Source organism: Ectothiorhodospiraceae bacterium 2226, assembly GCA_013348725.1.
Lineage (GTDB): Bacteria > Pseudomonadota > Gammaproteobacteria.
The window spans coordinates 2,333,611-2,349,877 of sequence record CP054689.1; the positions used below are offsets into that span (position 1 = coordinate 2,333,611).

General features: G+C 69.8%; 18 protein-coding genes. 4 read left to right on the top strand and 14 right to left on the bottom strand.

Translation table 11 applies throughout. From position 1 onward, the window contains the following. Positions 1 to 209 precede the first annotated feature (209 nt). From HUS23_11290 to pilV, 3 genes are read right to left on the bottom strand one after another with little or no spacing between them, the layout of a single operon-like run. The gene (locus tag HUS23_11290; protein QKT04349.1) at positions 210 to 728 is read right to left on the bottom strand and encodes a hypothetical protein; all 519 of its coding nucleotides are present in this window, start codon (positions 726 to 728) and stop codon (positions 210 to 212) included. A gap of 12 nt (positions 729 to 740) precedes the next feature. Continuing rightward, the gene (locus tag HUS23_11295; GenBank protein QKT04350.1) at positions 741 to 1,775 is read right to left on the bottom strand and encodes a PilW family protein; all 1,035 of its coding nucleotides are present in this window, start codon (positions 1,773 to 1,775) and stop codon (positions 741 to 743) included. Continuing rightward, complete coding sequence (pilV, locus tag HUS23_11300) at positions 1,772 to 2,278, bottom strand: type IV pilus modification protein PilV (protein ID QKT04351.1); 507 nt, start codon at positions 2,276 to 2,278, stop codon at positions 1,772 to 1,774. Before pilV ends, HUS23_11295 begins: the two co-directional genes overlap by 4 nt. A gap of 260 nt (positions 2,279 to 2,538) precedes the next feature. On the opposite strand from pilV, the gene folA reads away from it, so the two are divergent. Beyond that, entirely contained in the window at positions 2,539 to 3,042 is a 504-nt protein-coding gene (gene folA / locus HUS23_11305) for a type 3 dihydrofolate reductase (GenBank protein ID QKT04352.1), read from the top strand. 9 nt (positions 3,043 to 3,051) lie between these two features. On the opposite strand, the gene HUS23_11310 is transcribed toward folA, so the two are convergent. From HUS23_11310 to lptD, 10 genes are all read right to left on the bottom strand, one after another. Then, on the bottom strand, positions 3,052 to 3,882 hold the full coding sequence (locus HUS23_11310; protein QKT04353.1) for a symmetrical bis(5'-nucleosyl)-tetraphosphatase: 831 nt from the start codon (positions 3,880 to 3,882) through the stop codon (positions 3,052 to 3,054). Then, positions 3,882 to 4,490 (bottom strand): methyltransferase domain-containing protein, encoded by a 609-nt coding sequence (locus tag HUS23_11315; GenBank protein QKT04354.1) that lies wholly within the window; start codon positions 4,488 to 4,490, stop codon positions 3,882 to 3,884. The genes HUS23_11310 and HUS23_11315 overlap by 1 nt, the downstream gene beginning before the upstream one ends. A 4-nt stretch (positions 4,491 to 4,494) precedes the next feature. Further along, a complete protein-coding gene (gene apaG / locus HUS23_11320) occupies positions 4,495 to 4,875 on the bottom strand; it encodes a Co2+/Mg2+ efflux protein ApaG (GenBank protein ID QKT04355.1) in 381 nt (126 codons plus the stop codon). A 48-nt stretch (positions 4,876 to 4,923) separates the two neighbouring features. Next, positions 4,924 to 5,937 (bottom strand): glucokinase, encoded by a 1,014-nt coding sequence (locus HUS23_11325; protein QKT04356.1) that lies wholly within the window; start codon positions 5,935 to 5,937, stop codon positions 4,924 to 4,926. 1 nt (position 5,938) lies between these two features. Beyond that, on the bottom strand, positions 5,939 to 6,682 hold the full coding sequence (gene pgl, locus HUS23_11330) for a 6-phosphogluconolactonase (GenBank protein QKT04357.1): 744 nt from the start codon (positions 6,680 to 6,682) through the stop codon (positions 5,939 to 5,941). 92 nt (positions 6,683 to 6,774) lie between these two features. Continuing rightward, on the bottom strand, positions 6,775 to 7,257 hold the full coding sequence (locus tag HUS23_11335) for a hypothetical protein (GenBank protein QKT05059.1): 483 nt from the start codon (positions 7,255 to 7,257) through the stop codon (positions 6,775 to 6,777). Positions 7,258 to 7,307: 50 nt separating this feature from the next. Beyond that, entirely contained in the window at positions 7,308 to 8,087 is a 780-nt protein-coding gene (rsmA, locus tag HUS23_11340; GenBank protein ID QKT04358.1) for a 16S rRNA (adenine(1518)-N(6)/adenine(1519)-N(6))-dimethyltransferase RsmA, read from the bottom strand. Positions 8,088 to 8,090: 3 nt separating this feature from the next. Next, on the bottom strand, positions 8,091 to 9,074 hold the full coding sequence (gene pdxA, locus HUS23_11345; protein QKT04359.1) for a 4-hydroxythreonine-4-phosphate dehydrogenase PdxA: 984 nt from the start codon (positions 9,072 to 9,074) through the stop codon (positions 8,091 to 8,093). After that, positions 9,074 to 10,372 (bottom strand): peptidylprolyl isomerase, encoded by a 1,299-nt coding sequence (locus HUS23_11350; protein QKT04360.1) that lies wholly within the window; start codon positions 10,370 to 10,372, stop codon positions 9,074 to 9,076. Before HUS23_11350 ends, pdxA begins: the two co-directional genes overlap by 1 nt. Positions 10,373 to 10,427: 55 nt before the next feature. Continuing rightward, entirely contained in the window at positions 10,428 to 12,722 is a 2,295-nt protein-coding gene (lptD, locus tag HUS23_11355; GenBank protein QKT04361.1) for an LPS assembly protein LptD, read from the bottom strand. A 293-nt stretch (positions 12,723 to 13,015) separates the two neighbouring features. Between lptD and HUS23_11360 the strand changes: the two genes are divergently transcribed. From HUS23_11360 to HUS23_11370, 3 genes are read left to right on the top strand one after another with little or no spacing between them, the layout of a single operon-like run. Continuing rightward, positions 13,016 to 14,518 (top strand): S8 family serine peptidase, encoded by a 1,503-nt coding sequence (locus tag HUS23_11360; GenBank protein ID QKT04362.1) that lies wholly within the window; start codon positions 13,016 to 13,018, stop codon positions 14,516 to 14,518. Continuing rightward, complete coding sequence (locus tag HUS23_11365) at positions 14,494 to 14,979, top strand: JDVT-CTERM system CAAX-type protease (GenBank protein ID QKT04363.1); 486 nt, start codon at positions 14,494 to 14,496, stop codon at positions 14,977 to 14,979. Before HUS23_11360 ends, HUS23_11365 begins: the two co-directional genes overlap by 25 nt. Then, on the top strand, positions 14,976 to 15,497 hold the full coding sequence (locus HUS23_11370) for an outer membrane beta-barrel protein (GenBank protein QKT04364.1): 522 nt from the start codon (positions 14,976 to 14,978) through the stop codon (positions 15,495 to 15,497). Before HUS23_11365 ends, HUS23_11370 begins: the two co-directional genes overlap by 4 nt. A gap of 10 nt (positions 15,498 to 15,507) precedes the next feature. Here the strand turns inward: HUS23_11370 and HUS23_11375 are convergent, their stop codons facing one another. Beyond that, a complete protein-coding gene (locus tag HUS23_11375) occupies positions 15,508 to 16,266 on the bottom strand; it encodes a DUF1624 domain-containing protein (GenBank protein QKT04365.1) in 759 nt (252 codons plus the stop codon). Between the last annotated feature and the right edge of the window lies 1 nt (position 16,267).

Consider the following 16,267-nt stretch of genomic DNA (forward strand, 5'->3'; position numbering starts at 1 on the left):
GCGCCGAGCACGCCGCCCAGACAGTGACCCAGGCGGCGCGTGGCGGAGGACAATTTCATCGTGGATCCCCTTGTTATTCTTGTCTCGTTGAGCCGCCCCGCGTTGGGGGGCAGCCGCGGCGTTGTCCGCTTTGAGCGACAGGATGAAGCCGAGCCAGCGCGCTGGGCGAAGCGCGATCATCGCTCCGGCCCGAGCAGTCTGACGCCTAGCTAGCGCAAATAGGTCGCCTGGAGCAGCACGACGGCGTTCGCGCTGCCGCCCACGGCGCGCGCCGTGATGCGGTACATCTGTCCCTCGCCCGCGGGTTCGTCGGCCGCCAGGCTGCCGCCGGCGAGCGGGATCGCCCCCATCTCCTCGATGATGTAACGCGGCTGCGCCGCCAGCCCCTCCAGCGGGTCATCGGCGAACGTGTCGTAGGCCGTTCCAAAGCGCTGCCAATCCTCGTGGTCCCAGCTTCGCCACGGCGCCCCCGCCTGATAGAGCCCGTCGGCATCGGCGAAAGGCGGCAGCGTTGCCTGAGAAAGAAACTGTTGGCCCGCGCGCAGCGCCGCCTCGGCGGCCTGAAAGGCGAGCTGCTGGTCGCGCAGGTTGCCGGCCATGCGTTCTTCGAGCAGGGTCGTTTTGAGTGCGGTCACGCCCAGCATGGACAGCACCAGAAGGAACAGCAGGCTCACCAGCAGCACGGCGCCACGTTCGGCGTGAGAAGGGGCGGACGTTTCGAAGTACATGGCCTCAGCTCCTCAAGGGGCGCGGTTGCGCAGCGTGACGGTGGTCGCGAACACGCGGCGCACGCGCCCGTCGTCGGTCGCCACGGTCTCGTCCAGCAAGGCGTAGCTGCGCGCCTCCCGCGGCTGGACCTCATCGGCGCTGGCAAGCAACAACGCCAGGCGCGCACTGAGCACGCGCGGCCACAGCCCTGCGGTCTCCACCTCGGCGGCCGTGTGGTAGGCGTCGATCTGCCGATCGCCGGTGGTGTCGACACCGTAACGAACGACCATGCGCTCGACGTTCGAGATGAGTTCGGCCGGATTGCTGCCGCTTACCGGGCGGCTGTTGTGGTACTGCCACAGGGCGGGGCGGCCATTCTGACCCGTGCGCAGGAAATAGCTGCGGCGAACGATGCGGCCGATCTCGGCGTCGCCCTGGAAGACGGCGCCGAGATTGGAGGTGGCGTTGCCCGGGGTGCCGAGCCCGGTGTTGTGCACCAACTCACCGGAGCCGCTGGGATTGTTGTTGGTGATCTGCATGATGGCGCTGTGGCGGCAGTCGCCGACCAATACGATGTCGAACTGCTGCAGGCCGCTGCCGGGCGCTGCGTGCAGCGTGGCGGACTGGTTGTTCATGAAGGGCGGCACTACGGCGATGTCGTCGTCCTGCAGCGCGGTGAGGGTGACGATGTCGCTGCCCGCGAGAGGACTGCGCGCCAGCAGGGCGCTGTCGAGCGGCGGTTGCCAGCCGGTGCCGCTCGCGCCGAAGCCGCGGATCGCGTCGGCGAAGTCGTAGGCGAGGGTGTCGCTGTCGTTGAGGGTGTTGACCACCTGGTCGAGAGCGCGCCCGTTGCAGCCGAGATAGCCTGCCATGCGCAAATCGCGGCCGAGCACCTCGATGGCGAAGCGGCCGTTCTCCTGCACGCGTGCGAGGGCGTCCTGGAGGGTGTAAGTCCGCTTGGTGTGCGACAAGACCTGCAATACGCCGGCCATCAGGATCAGGCTGAGAGTGAGCGCGATCAGAATCTCGACCAGCGACACGCCGGCTTGGCGGGTGCGGCAGCTCACAACGCACTGCTCCATACGAAGGCCATCGGCGGCTCAGGCGTGTCCTCGTCGTCATGCTCGCGCCATCGCTCGCGCCACTCGACGCGCACGGTGACGGCGATCTCGCGGCCGCTGGTGCTGACGGCGATGCTGCCGTCACCTTGCGGCAGATTACGCGCGAGCGCCGCCTTCCAGGCTTGCAACTCGGCGCCCGCGAGGTCGCCGCCGCTCGGGGTCGCGCCCACATCGATGTTGTAGGCGCCGGTCGCAGCGGCCGCGCGGTTCGCGCGCATGACGTCGATGATCTCGGTACTGAGCAGGGTGGCCTGGGTGCGTAGCTGCGCGGTGTGGTTGTGCTGCAACGCCTGGACGTGCAGGGCGGCGAAGCCGAGCAGCCCGCCGGAAACGACCAGCAGGGCGATGAGTAGCTCCAGCAGGCTGTAACCGCCGGGGCGTGGTACGGAACGGATGAAAATGCCGCGCGCACCGCCAACGGCGGCGCGCGCGGCCCGGCCCTGGTGCATCGACGCACGGCGTCGGCGCACGCAGGCCCTGGGGCCGCGAGCGGTCGGAACGGCACATCCCGCCTCCTCATGGATTTTTGTTGTTTGTTTGATGGCCGTGGCGCCATTGTGCGCTCGCGCGGTCGCTCATCGCAACCCCATGATGGGGAATGAATTGCCCCTTCCATGCGCGGTTGAGAGGAGGCGCGAGGGTGGTCGGTTTGAACTGCCCGCAGCGGGCGCATACACTCGCGGTAGTCGAGTCGCCCCGGGAGGGCGCTATGCACATTTCGCTGATCGCGGCCATGGCCGATCAACGTGTCATCGGCAAGGACAATGCCATGCCCTGGCATCTGCCCGCCGACATGGCGCATTTTCGCAAGCTCACCCTGGGCAAGCCTGTCCTGATGGGGCGCAAGACCTTCGAATCCCTGGGCAAGCCGCTGCCGAGCCGGACCAACATCGTGCTGACGCGCGATGCCGAGTTTCACGCCGAGGGCTGCCTGGTGGTGCATTCGGTGGAAGAGGCGCTGAAGGTCGCGAGCAACGCCTTCGAGTTCATGGTCATCGGCGGGCAGCACGTGTACGAGCTCATGCTGCCCCGCGCGCAGCGCATGTACCTGACGCTGGTGCACGCGCGGGTGGACGGCGATGCCTACTTTCCGCCTTTCGCCCCCGGTCACTGGCGCGAGGAGGAGCGGGAGGAACATCCGGCGGACGAGCGCAATCCCTATCCGTATACCTTTCTGACCCTGGAGCGCATCGCCACGGGCGTGGCCGAGTGACCCACCCTCTTAGCCAGGCTTACGCTGGCTGGGGCATGGTACCGCGTACATCTGCTCCTCGTCGTCCAGGCGCAGCGCCGTGAGGCGCCCCCCCCATAGACACCCCGTATCGAGCGCACGCACGTCCCCCGCCAGGCGCAGGCCCAGGGTGGACCAGTGGCCGCACACCACCGGCGTTCCGGCCCAAGCGCGTGCCGGCGCCTCGAACCAGGGCAGTAGCGGCGCCGGCTGAGTGCCCGGCGCGCCCTTGTGCTGAAAATCCAGGCGGCCGTCCGCGTCGCAGTAACGCATGCGGGTGAAGCAGTTCACCGCGAAGCGCAGCCGCGCCATACCCTGCAGGTCATCGCGCCAGCGGTGCGGCTCGTTGCCGTACATGTGGGCGAGAAACTCTCGTACGCCGTCGCCGCGCAAGACCGCCTCGACCTCGCCGGCCATGGCCTGCGCCTGCGGGATGTCCCATTGCGGCGGCAGCCCGGCATGCACCATCGCGTAGCCGAGCGTCGGGTCCACGTGCATCAGCGGGCGGTGGCGCAGCCAGTCGAGCAGGGCATCACGGTCGGGCGCCTCGAGGACAGGGATGAGCGTATCGCCGGGCTTGTGGTAGCGGGTGAGGCCGTAGGCCACGGCGATCAGGTGCAGGTCGTGGTTGCCGAGCACGCAGTGGGCGGTCTCACCCAAGGCGTGCACGAAGCGCAGCGTCTCCAGCGACTGGGGCCCGCGGTTGACCAAGTCCCCCGCGAACCAAAGCCGGTCAGTCGCCGGGTCGAAGCGCAGTTCGTCCAGCAGGCGTTGCAGCGGCTCGAGACAGCCCTGTAGGTCGCCGATGGCATAGACGGCCATCAGCGGGGCTCCACCGCGCGCACCTCCAGTTCCAGGAGGCGGAACCAGCCGCCCGCCAGGGCTGGGGCGTCGTGACGCACCCGCAGCTCGGGCACCTGCTCGAGCAGGTCCTCGAGCACCACGTCGGTGCGGGTGGCGATGCGGCCCAGCAGGGGACTGAGCGCGCGGCGCACCGGCGCCCGTTGCCCGCGGCGCAGGAACTTGTCCAATACGAGCAACTGGCCGCCCGGTACCACGGCACGCGCTGCCTCTCGCAGTGCGCGCACGGGATCGGGCACCACCGCGAGGATGAGGTGCAGCACCGCCGCCTGAAAGCTCCAGCGCGCCACCGGCAAGGCCATGGCGTCGCCCTGCACCAGCGCCACGTCGCGCTCGCGCCTTCGCTCGGCGCGCCGGAGCATGGCGCGGGTGAGGTCGACCCCCACGTAATCCGGCCCCGGCGCCAGCAAGGGCAGGTCCAGCCCGGTTCCCACACCGACCAGCAGCACGCGGCTGCCGGCGCCCACGCGCAGCCGGGCCAGACTGTCGGCGCGCGCGCCGCGGGTGGGGGCGTCGACCAGCATGTCGTACAGCGGAGCGAAGAGGGTGTAGCTGCGCTGCAACCCCATGCGCTCAGTGCAGGATGTGGGGCACGGACAGGCGGAAGGGTGCGATCTCGGCCTCGAACTCGACCCCGTCGTCGGCGATCATGTGGTAGGTGCCCTGCATGGTACCGACCGGCGTCTCGATCACGGTGCCGCTGGTGTAGCGAAAGTGCTCGCCGGGCTCGAGGTGCGGCTGTTCACCGACCACGCCCTCGCCCTCGACCTCCTGCACCCGCCCCTCAGCGTCGGTGATGATCCAGTGGCGCGTCAGCAGTTTCGCCGCAACAGTCCCTTCATTGCGGATGGTGATGGTGTAGGCAAACACGAACCGTTGCTGCTCGGGTTCCGATTGCTCCTCGATGTAGCTGGTCTCGACTCCGACCTTGATGTTGTATTGTGCGTTCGACATGGCGTGTATTTGACCTAAGTCTTTGCGTGGCGGCAAGTGCGGCGCCGGTCAGTCGATCAGGCGCGCGGCCACCATTGCCGCGCCGAGCAGCCCCACGCGCGGGTTGAGCACCACATGCACCGGCATGTTGGCCGTGAGGCGAGCCATGCGGCCCTTGTTGTTGAAGGCGTGCAGGAAGGTTTCGCCCTTCATGCGCGCGAGGATCTTGGGGGCGATGCCGCCGGCGATAAACACTCCGCCGTGCGCCAACGTCATCAAGGCCACGTCGCCGGCCTGGGCGCCGTACAACGCCACGAACAGGTCCAGCGCATGCTCTGCGATCGGGTCCTCGCCGGAGAGCGCGAAGCGTGAGATGACGGCGGCCGGGTCCTCCTCCGTCAGCGCCTCCTTGAGCTGCGGCATCACCGGTTGCGCCGCGCGCTCGCGCAGGAACTCGAAAATGTCCACCAGCCCCGCGCCGGAGACCAGCCGCTCGGCCGAGACCCGATCGTACTTGCGCATCATGTAGCGCAGCAGATCGACCTGTTCCTCGGTGGTCGGGGCGAAGCTCACGTGCCCGCCCTCGGTGGCGTAGACCTCGTAGCGATCCTGCTGCCACAGCAGCATGCCGACGCCCAGGCCCGTGCCGGCGCCCACCAGCGCGCGCGGCGCCTGCGCCTGCGCGTAGCCGCTTTGCAGGGTGTGCAGGTCGCCCGCCGACAACAGCTCGATGCCGTGCCCGACCGCTTGGAAGTCGTTGATGAGCCGCACGCGCGGGATGTCGAGCGCGCGCGCCAGCACCTGGCTGTCGAGCACCCACGGCAGGTTGGTGAGTCGACTCTGCTGACCTGCGGAGGTGACCGTGAGCGGCCCGGCGATGCCCAGACAGGCGGCCGCCACCGGCTCGCCCGGCGGCGCACCGGACAAAAATTCCTGCACCAGCGGCAGAAAATCAGGGAAGGCCTGGCTGTCGAAGCGCCGGTCGTGCAGCGGTGCGCCGGTGCCGGGCAGTCCGGTCGCCGCGCAATCGATGAGCTGCAGGATGGTCTTGGTGCCGCCGATGTCGCCCGCCAGGACCCGCATTTCAGCCCTCCTCGCCGAGGCGGGCGCCGGCCGTGCGGTCGAGATACCAACTCACCTCGCCGTTGCGGGGTTCGGCTTGGCGGATCGGCAGTTCTGCCCCCGCCTCGGTGTGCAGGGCCTCGTACACGACGTCGGCCTTGCTCTCGCCGGCGGCGAGCACCAGCGCCGCGCGGGCGTGGTGAAACACGGGCAGCGTGAGGCTCACCCGCCACGCCTGCAGCTTGTCGACATAGACCTCCGCCGCCAGACGCTGCTGCTCATTCATGATGGGGGTGCCGGGGAACAGCGAGGCGGTGTGCCCGTCCTTGCCCACGCCGAGCAGTGTGAGGTCGACCACCGGGCGGTTGTCGGCATCGCGCGGCGCGCTGGCACGCACCGCCTCTTCGTATTCCCGCGCCGCCACCGCGGGCTCCGCCTCGGTGCGAAAGCGCAGCACGTGGTCGGGGGGAATGGGCACGTGGCGCAGCATGGCGTCCTGCGTCATGCGGTAATTGCTGTCTTCGTGATCGGGCGGCACGCAGCGCTCGTCGCCGAAATAGATGTAAACCTGCGTCCAGGGCATGTCCTTGCTGAACTCGGGGCGCGCCAAGGTCGCATACAACTCGCGCGGCGTGCCGCCGCCCGACAGGACCCAGTGGAAGCGCCCGTGCTGCGCGACTGCCGCCTGAGCCGCGTCGATCACGAAACGGGCGGCCGCCTCGGCCAGCGCCGGGGCGTCGTCGAAGATACGCACTTCCTGAGGCATGCAGAAACTCCCGCGATTAACCTTTAGGAAGCAGTATAGCCGCCGGACCTGCGGCCCCTGAGCAGGAGCCGTGGCGGCGGGCGTGAGCGGATCTAGGCGCGTAGGCGCCAGCAGGGGCGGGCGCCTTCGTCGATCAAACCGTGCTGCTGCAGCCAGGTGCGTGCGTCGTCGGCATCCTCGGCGAACCAAGCCGCCGCCGAGCCTAAGCGGAAGCTGTAGCCCCAGGCGTCCATGTCGCGCAGGGCGCGCGCCCGCCCGAAGCCGGACAGCTGATCGGCGAGCAGGATCTGCAGGTAACAGACCGCATCCTCTTCGTCGTAGCCGCCGCCGGCGTCGGTATGCAACGCGGCGCGCCGCGCCCCGTCCATGCAGATGACGTGACAGGCCTCGTGCAGCGCCGAGTGGACCGGCGTGTCGGGGCGCACGTAGACGGCGGTGCCGATTACGCCCGCCTCGGGTTCGCCCCAGAAGCTGCCGGGGATGGCGTCATCGCGGGCGAGTTCGTGCAGGCTCAGGCCGAAGCGGGCCAGCAGCGCGCGCAGCGCGCCGGCGGGCAGCGCCGCGCACGGCAGCACGGCGGCCTCGGCGGGGCCGGCTGCGCCGGGTCTTGCGTCGGGCATGCCCGTCATGCGCGGCGCCCGCTGAGCCGGTCCGCCAAGCGCGCGTAGCCCTCCAGCCCGATGCGCTCGGGGCGTTCGCCGGGCGGTATCGCGGCGGCCTCGAGGTCGGCGGCGTCGAGCAGGCCCTTGAGGGCGTTGCGCAGCGTCTTGCGCCGCTGCGAGAAGGCTTGGCGTACCACCTGTTGCAGCGCCTGCGGGTCTTGCACGCGTACCGGCGGCACGGCGTGGGGCGTCAGGCGCACCACCGCCGAGTCCACCTTCGGCGCGGGATGGAAGGCGCCCGGGCCGACCGTGAACAGGCGCTCCACCGCGCAGTGGTACTGCACCATGATGCCGAGGCGCCCGTAGGCGGGCTCGCCGGGCCGCGCCGCCAGCCGGTCGACCACTTCCTTCTGCAGCATGAAGTGCATATCGGCCACGCAGGCGCGCTGCTCGAGCAGGTGGAACAGCAGCGGCGTGCTGATGTTGTAGGGCAGGTTGCCGACCACCCGCAGTGGCGCGCCCAGGCTGCAAAAATCGAACTTGAGCGCGTCCACGTTGTGGACCTGCAACTCGCCAAGGGCGCCGCAGGCCTCCTGCAAGAGCGGAATCAGGTCGCGGTCGAGTTCGACCACGTCCAGGCGCTCAAGGGCCGGCAGCAGGTGCCGGGTGAGGGCGCCGAGGCCGGGGCCGATCTCCACCATGCGCTGGCCGGGACGCGGGTCGATGGCCTGCACGATGCGCCCGATGATGCCGGGATCGTGCAGGAAGTTCTGACCGAAGCGCTTGCGCGCGCGATGCGCCACCGGCTAGCCCCCGCTCAGGCGGATGGCGAGCGCCAGCGCCTCATGCAGGCTGCCCGCGTCGGCGCGGCCGGTGGCGGCGAGGTCGAGCGCCGTGCCGTGGTCCACCGAGGTGCGCACGATGGGCAGCCCGAGGGTCACGTTGACGGCATGGCCGAAGCCGCGGTGCTTGAGCACCGGCAGCCCCTGGTCGTGATACATGGCCAACACCGCGTCGCCCTGCGCGAGGACCTGCTCGGTGAAGGCGGTGTCGGCCGGCAGTGGGCCCCGCAGGTGCAGACCCTCGGCGCGCAGGCGCGTCAGTACGGGCTCGATGACCTCGATCTCCTCGCGGCCGAGGTGGCCGCCCTCGCCGGCGTGCGGGTTGAGCCCGCACACCAGGATGCGCGGCTGCGCGAAGCCGAACCGGGTGCGCAGATCGTGATCCAGCACCCGTAGTACAGCCTCCAGGAGTTCCGGCGTGATGGCATCGGGCACCGCGCGCAGCGGCAGGTGGGTGGTGGCCAGCGCCACGCGCAGCTCGCGCGCCACCAGCATCATGACCACCTGCGGGTCGCCGCAGCGCGCGGCGAGGAACTCGGTGTGACCGGTGAAGGGGATGCCCGCCTCGTTGATCACGCCCTTATGGACCGGCGCCGTCACCACGGCGTCGAAGGTGTCCGCCTTGCAGCCGTCGACGGCCGCCTCCAGGGTCGCGAGCACGTAGCGCGCATTATCGGGGTCGAGCGTGCCCGGTTGCTCGCGGCGCGCCAAGGGCAGCGGCAGCACCGCCAGGGTGCCCGGGGCGTGGGCCTGCGGGGCGCGCCCTTGCTTGAAGGGGGTGATCCGCAGGGGGAGGGCGAGGGCCTCGGCGCGCCGGGCCAGCAGGTCGGGATCGGCCACCGCGACCAGCTCGGCCGGGTGGGGGTGCTGGGCCAGCATGATGCACAGGTCAGGCCCGATCCCGGCCGGCTCGCCGGGGGTGAGGGCGATGCGGGGCAGGCTTGCCACTACAGGCGGTACTCGACGTAGGCCTCGTCGCGCAGGCGTCGCAACCAGGCCTGCAACTCCTCTTCGGTCTTGCGCGCGCGGATGGCCTCGCGGGCCTGCATGCGACGCACCTCGCGCGTGTCGTCGTGCTCGGCCCGCTCCAGCACTTGTACGATGTGCCAGCCGAACGGGGAGCGGAACGGCTCGCTCACGTCGCCGGCCTCCAGGGCGTTCATCTGTTCCTCGAACTCGGGCACGGTCTGTCCGGACGTCACCCAGCCGAGCTCGCCGCCCTCGCGCGCGGTGGTGGTGTCGTCGGAGTGGGCGCGCGCCATATCGGCGAAGCTGGTGCCCTGCGCGATGCGATCGCGCAGGTCGGCGAGCCGGGTGCGAGCCTCCGCGTCGGTCACGAGGGCGCTGGGCCGGATCAGGATGTGGCGCGCGCGGGTGCGCGTGACCACGTGCTGATCGGTGTCGCGCACGTCGAGCAGCTTCACGACGTGAAAGCCGCTCGGGCTGCGGATGATGTCGCTGAGCTCGCCCTGGCGCAGGCGCGGCACGGCATCGGCGAATACGGTGGGCACCTGGGCCGGCGAGCGCCAGCCGAGGTCGCCGCCCTCCAGCGCCTGCTGGCCGTCCGACTCGGCCATCACGGTTTGATGGAAATCGGCGCCGGCGCGTAGCTTGGCCAGCACCGCCTCGGCGCGCTCGCGCGCCTCGGCGATCTGGTCGGGGCCGGCGCCCTCGGGAATGGATACCAGCAGGTGCCCGAGGCGGTACTCGACGTTCGGCCCGCGTTGGGTCTCCAGCGTTTCCAGGTAGTGGGCGATCTCCTGTTCGTTGACCTCCACGCGGTTGTTCACCTGGCGCTGGCGCAGCCGGTTGATGGTGATCTCCTCGCGGATTTGCTCGCGAAACTGGGCGAAGCTGATGCCGTCCATCTCGAGGGCGCGGCGGAACTCGGTCAGCGAGAGGTTGTTCTGGCGGGCGATATTCCCCACCACCTCGTTGAGCGTCTGGTCGTCGACGCGGATGCCGCTGTCCTCGGCCTCGCGCAGCTGCAGGCGCTCGACCACCAGCCGCTCGAGCATCTGGCGCGCCAGCACCTCCTGCGGCGGCGGGGCGGTGCCCTGCGCGTGCAGCTGGTCCACGATCTCCCGCACCCGGAACTCCAGCTCGCTCTGCAGGATGACGTCGCTCTCGACCACCGCGACGATGCGGTCGATGGTTTCGGCGTGCGCCGCGGACAGGGCGCCGGGATGGGGGGCGGCGACCGCGATCAGGAGGGCGGCCGTCAGGCTACGGAACAGGTGCTTCATGATGCGGTAGGACTCCGGAGTCAGGGTGGCGCACGACGGGCGGCAGGGCCGGGCGTCAGCGCACGCCAAGGATACCATCTTGCAGCAGGCTATCCATGAGCCCGCGTTCGCCGATGCTGGACAGACCCTTCAGTTCCAGCTCCAGCATGATCGCGCGGTCGTACTCGCCGTCGGCGGTCAGGAAGCGGCGGCCCACCACCCGCAATCCCCAGCAGCAGTCCTCATAGCCGAGGCCGCCGAGGGTCTCCAGGCTTTGGCCGTCCTGCAGCGAGTACACCCAGCGCCCGACCGCCGCCCACTGGCGCCCGATGGGCCAGGCGGCGGCGACATCGGTTTGTTCCAGTTGGTCGCGCCGCAGGCGGTAGGCAAGGTTGAGCCGGCGCCGGTCTTCGCCGCGGTACTGGGCGCGCGCCGTCGCCACGCGCCACTCCTCGGCCTCGGGATTCCAGTGCCCCTCGGCGCCCGCGCTCCAGTGGCGCGTCAGGCGCGCATTCACGGCACCGAGCAGATCCGAGCGCGCCTCCGTTTCCGGCGCGGCGCCCGGCGCGAGCTGCACGCGCCGATCCGCGAAGTAGACGATTTGACCGACGCTGGCGCTCAGGCGTTCCATGCCGCTGTTGCTCTCAAGCAGGCGCGAGGTCAAGGCCACGGTGAGTTGGTTGGCGTCGCCGACGCGATCCGGGCCGATGTAACGGTCGTCGCGAAACAGTTGCGCGAAGCTCATGTCGTAGCGGCCGGTATCGAACCGCGGCAGTTCGTCCTGGTCCCGGTAAGGCACGTACAGGTAATACAAGCGCGGCTCCAGTGTCTGCAGCATGGGCGTCCCGCCCAGGGTGACGTCGCGCTCCAGGAATACCCCGGTGTCCACGCTGGCGATCGGCACCGTGCGGCTCAGGTTCTCACCCTCACCCGTGTCTTCCAGCGCATAGGCGGTGTGCCGGAGCGCGACGCGCGGTACCAGGAACGCGCCGAGGCCACGCAATGGGTAGCTGAAGGCGGCGGTGACGTCGCCGCGCCCGCCGGTGGGCACGTTGGTCGGGTGATCGAAGTAGGTCAGCTCGCTGTTCAGTCCGAGGTTGAGCTGGCCGGGGCGCTCGGCGCGCGTGGTGCGGAACATGAGCTGCGGAACGCGCTGGTATGGCTGGGTGCCGCGCAGGGTTTGGAAGTCCTGGGCGCGGGCGTCGAATACCCAGTCGTCCGCGCGATAGGTCGCGCGCGCTGTGCGTTCGAGGTGCGAGGCGGTCGCGCCGGCCAGGCCCCCGCCGAAATCCGGCAGATAGTCGACGTCGCTGACGCGGTGGTAATCCGCCGCCACCGTCCAGCGCTGGGTGGGGCGCCCGCGGTGCGTGAAGTAGTATTGCGCGCGGTCGTCGCCGTAGAGGCGATCGTCGGGCAGGTAGTCCACCAGCACCTCGCCGCGGCTGCGCGGGTTCAGGTAGCGGATCTCGCTCTGCAGCATGAGCCCGCGGCGGCTCATGCTGTTCAGCGTCAGCGTGGCGTCCCGATGCGGGGCGATGTTCCAGTAATAGGGCAGCGCCAACTGGAAGCCGGAGCGGCTCGATTGGCCGATGCTCGGATAGAGAAACCCCGACATGCGCTCGTCGGTGACGGGGAAGCGGATGTACGGCGTGTACAGAATCGGCACCCGCTTGAAGTTCAGCACCACGTGGGTGGCGCTGCCTTGGCCGGTGGCGCGGTTCACCCGCAGGTCGCGCGCGCGCAGCACCCAGCTCAGGTCGTCGGGCGCGCAGGTGGTGTAGCGCGCGCCACGCACCCGCAGGCGATCCTCGCCGAGCAGTTCCACCCGCTCGCCGCTGCCGGAGCCGTGGCGGTCGCGCAGCTGATAGGTGACCGGGCTAAGCGTGCCGCGGTTGCGCACCAGGTCGAAGCGGCCGTGGTCGCCCTGCAGGAACACCTCGCCGCGGTTGTAGGTGACCTGCTCGGCCTCGATCTGACCCGCGTCGGGGGCGATCTCGGCGGCATAGTAACGCACCGTGTCGGCCGCGATGCGGTGCTCGTCGCGCTGCAAAACGACGTTGCCCTCGAAGACGCTGACACCATCGCGATGGACCTCGCTGCGCGCGGCCTCCAGGTACAGGACGCCGGGTGCGGGATCCGGGCGCAGCGGCGCCACCAGCGGCAGCTGCTGCGGGGGACACAGAGCCCACTCCGGGCCGAGCGGCGCGAGGGGCGGATCCCACAGGTAGTCGCGGCCGCCGACTTCGGTGAGCGACGGCGGCGCGGCGCGGGGCACGGCCTCGGCGTCGGGCGTCTGCGCGCCGCTGCACAAGGGCGCGACAAGCAGCCCTACGGCGATCGCAAGCGGCCGGCGGCGCATTGGTCCTGGCATGTCATTGTCACGGAGAAGGTTTGGCGGTGCTATCGGCGCGCGATCGCTCGCCCATCCGGCACCGGTGGGTTGCTGCGCGGCGGCATCGTGCGCCCGCCGCCCGTCCTTTTTTGATTACAGTTGCGCCCGCCGTGCGCGCCGGCCGACCGATCACATATTCCGCTTCTTGTCGGACGAAGCCGACGTAAAATCGCACACCTTGGGCCGCGGTTCAAACCGCGCGTCGCGGGATCGCTGCGCACCCTCTGCTATAACTGCGCAGGGGGGAACACGATAAGAGCAAGGAGAGCGGCATGTCGAAGGCGTGGTTGCGCGGGGGGATGGTGAGTCTGTGCCTGTTGTTTGCGGGCGCGGTCGTGGCCGAGCCGACGGAAGAGGTCGGCGTGGAGGCGTTGCGCGCGCAGGCGCAGGCGCAGGGCGCGGTGCGGGTCATCGTGCGCCTGCGCGAAGGTCATGTGCCCGAGGCCTGGCTCGGCGCGGCGCAGGGCGCCGAGCAGCGTCAGCGCATTGGGCGCGCCCAGGCGCTGGTGCTGGAGCGGCTGGGGCGCTCGCCCGCCCTTGATGAACGCCGCTTCCAAACGCTGCCCTACCTCGCCCTTGCGGCCAGTCCCGAAGAACTCGATGCGCTGGCGGCCTCGGACTTGGTGGCGGAGGTATTACCCGACCGCGTGGTACGCCGTGCGCTGGCCGACTCGGTGCCGCACGTGGGCGCACCGACGGCTTGGAACTTGGGCTATGCCGGGGCGGGGCAGGTAATCGCCATCCTCGACGACGGGGTGGCGAAGGACCATCCCTTTCTGGCGGGCAAAGTGGTGGAGGAGGCCTGCTACTTGATGCCCCTGGCGGGGCGCGACGCAGCGCGGGACGCTTGTCCCGACGGCGACAGCACCGTCGGGCCGGGCGCGGCCGTGCCCCCCGAGGCCTGCGCCGACGGCTGCGCGCACGGGACGCACGTGGCCGGCATCGCCGCCGGACGTGGTGCTGAAGACGAGCCCTCCGGCGTGGCGCGCGACGCCGACCTGATCGCGGTGCGGGTGCTCGACAGCGCGGGCAGGGGCCTGGAGTCGGACCTCTTGATGGGACTGGAGTTTATCTACGACTTGCGTGAGACCCACCCGGTAGCAGCCATTAACATGAGCCTCAGCGGCGACGTTTACACCGGTGCCTGCGATCACCGCGGCGGGCCGGTGCGCGCGATGTTCGAGCAGCTGCGGGCGGCGGGCATCGCTCCGGTGGTCGCCACCGGCAACAATGCCGCGTTCGGGGCCATCGGCTTCCCGAGCTGCCTCAGTAGCGCCATTGCCGTCGGCGCCATAGCGCGCGCCGACGACATCGTCCCCATCTATTCGAACAATGCCACGATGGTGGACTTGTTGGCACCCGGCGGTACCGAGCAGGCGCCGATCGTATCGTCCTTGCCCGGCGGCGGGTTCGGGGGCTTCTACGGAACCTCCATGGCCGCGCCCCACGTGGCCGGCGCCTTCGCCATCATGCGCTCCCGGTATCCCGAGGCCGACCTGGAGACCTTGCTGCTGTGGCTCAAGCTCACCGGGCGCCCGGTGGAGGAACTGCTGAGCGGCAGCAGCATCGTCAACCCGCGCATCGGCATGGCGACCGCCATCGAGGCCGACAGCGTGGCGCCGGATGCGCCCACCTATGATCGCCTGATGGGCACCACCGAGACCCACACGGAACGCTCCGGCTCGGGCTGTACGCTGCGCGGGGGGCGGCCGGATCCGCTGCTGCCGCTGTTGTTGCTGATGGCCGCGGTTTGGCTGGTTCGGCGTCGGGCCTGAGCGCGCGCCGCGCGAGGGGGCGCGCGGCCGCCGATCCGCTGCTCTGGCTGGCGCTGGCGGCGGCGCTACCCGTATGGGCCGTCATCGCCTGGTGGCGCCCGTTGGCCGACCCTGCCTGGCCGTTGGCGCTGCCCGCCACCTTCGCATTGCTGGTCCTGGTGTATCCGGTGGTCGAGGAACTGGTATTTCGCGGCGCCTTACAAGGAGCCTTGCTGAGCCGCGCCTGGGGCCGTCGGCGATGGGGGCCTGTGAGCCTGGCCAACGGGCTCACGACCGCCGCCTTCGTGAGTCTCCATCTGTTGTATCAGCCGTGGGCGTGGGCCCTCGCAGTGGTCGCGCCCTCGCTGGTGTTCGGCTATTTTCGCGAGCGTCACGGCAGCGTGTGGACGCCCATCGTGTTGCATGTTACTTACAATGCCGGCTTCTTCTGGTTGTTCGGCGTCGGCGAGGAGTTTGTATGAGCCAGCGTTACTTTGGGCGGGCGGGCGCATGCCTCCTATTGGCACCGTGGCTGGCGGCCGCTCCGTCGCTGGCGCACGCGCTCGGGCAAGTCGACGCCGGCGTCCTGGTGAACGACTACGATTCGGCGGTCGACTCCACCACCGGATGGCGCGTAAGCGGGGGCTATCTGATCCACGATTTCGTCGCCTTGGAGCTGGCCTACGTCGCCCTGGGTCAGGGCGACTTGCGCGGCAAGCAGACCCGCTACCGCGTCGACGGGATCGCGTTCGGGGTGCGCGGCTATCTGCCGCTCACGCCCGATATCTTCGCCGTGGGCCATCTCGGCAGCTTCCATTACGAAAGTCGCATGCACCTGCTCGGCCAGTCGCATTATTCCGACGGGAACGGGCTGTATTTCGGCGTGGGCGCGGAGTGGTCGCCCGCGGGGCCGTGGTATGTGGGCGGTGACTGGCGCCGCTACCAAGTGCACGGCACGCACCCGCAGAGCTTCACGCTCTACGTCGGCGCTCGCTTCTGACGCGCCGCGCCTACACCCGGCCGAGCAACCACAGCACCCCATAGAGCGCACCGAGCAGGATCGGCTGGTGCAGCATGTAGATGTGCAGGCTGTGGCGTCCGCCGAGCGCCAGGCCGCGTGCCAGCGCCGAGCGCGGCGCCGCCTGCAGCGGGCCCACCGGCCGGCGCTCGAACACGAGGCGGCCGAGGAACAGGCCGATCAGCACCACGCCGAACCAGGGCAGCAGAGGCACGTAGTCCTCGGTCACGGGCTTGTGGGTCATCAGGCCGACCCATTGCAGCCACGGGCGGTCGAACAGCGGGTGTGCGTACAGCAGCCCGAAAGCGACCAGTCCGGCGCCGAGGACGAGGTTGGTCCGGTACAGCCCGACGAAGGCGAGCCCGAGCACGCTCGCGAGGGCGATGAAGTGCAGCACACCGAAGAAGATCATGCTGTCGGGAAACAGCATATAACTGCCGGCGCTCACCAACAGCGCGTAGAGCACCAGTAGCGCCAGCCGCCGCGCATAACGTCGGGCCGACAGGCCGCCGCGGGCCGCCAGATGCAGGCTCACCCCCACGAGCAACAAGAACAGCGTCACGATAAAGGCGCGCAGGGCGAGCCACGGCTGCGCGTGATAGAGGTCGACCTGCACCACGCCGAAGTAGTGCAGGTCGAACACGAAGTGGTAGCCGATCATGAGCACGATGGCCAAGCCGCGTGCGGCGTCGACCAGCGGGTAACGGGTCCGTGCGGCGAGGGGGGTGCTTGTGGCTGGGGGCGGTTTCATG

Excerpts from the sequence above, each read along its gene's own strand:
- HUS23_11290 (QKT04349.1), bottom strand. The coding sequence starts at position 728 with ATGTACTTCGAAACGTCCGCCCCTTCTCACGCCGAACGTGGCGCCGTG.
- pilV (QKT04351.1), bottom strand. The coding sequence starts at position 2,278 with ATGCACCAGGGCCGGGCCGCGCGCGCCGCCGTTGGCGGTGCGCGCGGC.
- folA (QKT04352.1), top strand. The coding sequence starts at position 2,539 with ATGCACATTTCGCTGATCGCGGCCATGGCCGATCAACGTGTCATCGGC.
- HUS23_11310 (QKT04353.1), bottom strand. The coding sequence starts at position 3,882 with ATGGCCGTCTATGCCATCGGCGACCTACAGGGCTGTCTCGAGCCGCTG.
- HUS23_11315 (QKT04354.1), bottom strand. The coding sequence starts at position 4,490 with ATGGGGTTGCAGCGCAGCTACACCCTCTTCGCTCCGCTGTACGACATG.
- apaG (QKT04355.1), bottom strand. The coding sequence starts at position 4,875 with ATGTCGAACGCACAATACAACATCAAGGTCGGAGTCGAGACCAGCTAC.
- HUS23_11325 (QKT04356.1), bottom strand. The coding sequence starts at position 5,937 with ATGCGGGTCCTGGCGGGCGACATCGGCGGCACCAAGACCATCCTGCAG.
- pgl (QKT04357.1), bottom strand. The coding sequence starts at position 6,682 with ATGCCTCAGGAAGTGCGTATCTTCGACGACGCCCCGGCGCTGGCCGAG.
- HUS23_11350 (QKT04360.1), bottom strand. The coding sequence starts at position 10,372 with ATGAAGCACCTGTTCCGTAGCCTGACGGCCGCCCTCCTGATCGCGGTC.
- lptD (QKT04361.1), bottom strand. The coding sequence starts at position 12,722 with ATGCCAGGACCAATGCGCCGCCGGCCGCTTGCGATCGCCGTAGGGCTG.
- HUS23_11360 (QKT04362.1), top strand. The coding sequence starts at position 13,016 with ATGTCGAAGGCGTGGTTGCGCGGGGGGATGGTGAGTCTGTGCCTGTTG.
- HUS23_11370 (QKT04364.1), top strand. The coding sequence starts at position 14,976 with ATGAGCCAGCGTTACTTTGGGCGGGCGGGCGCATGCCTCCTATTGGCA.
- HUS23_11375 (QKT04365.1), bottom strand. The coding sequence starts at position 16,266 with ATGAAACCGCCCCCAGCCACAAGCACCCCCCTCGCCGCACGGACCCGT.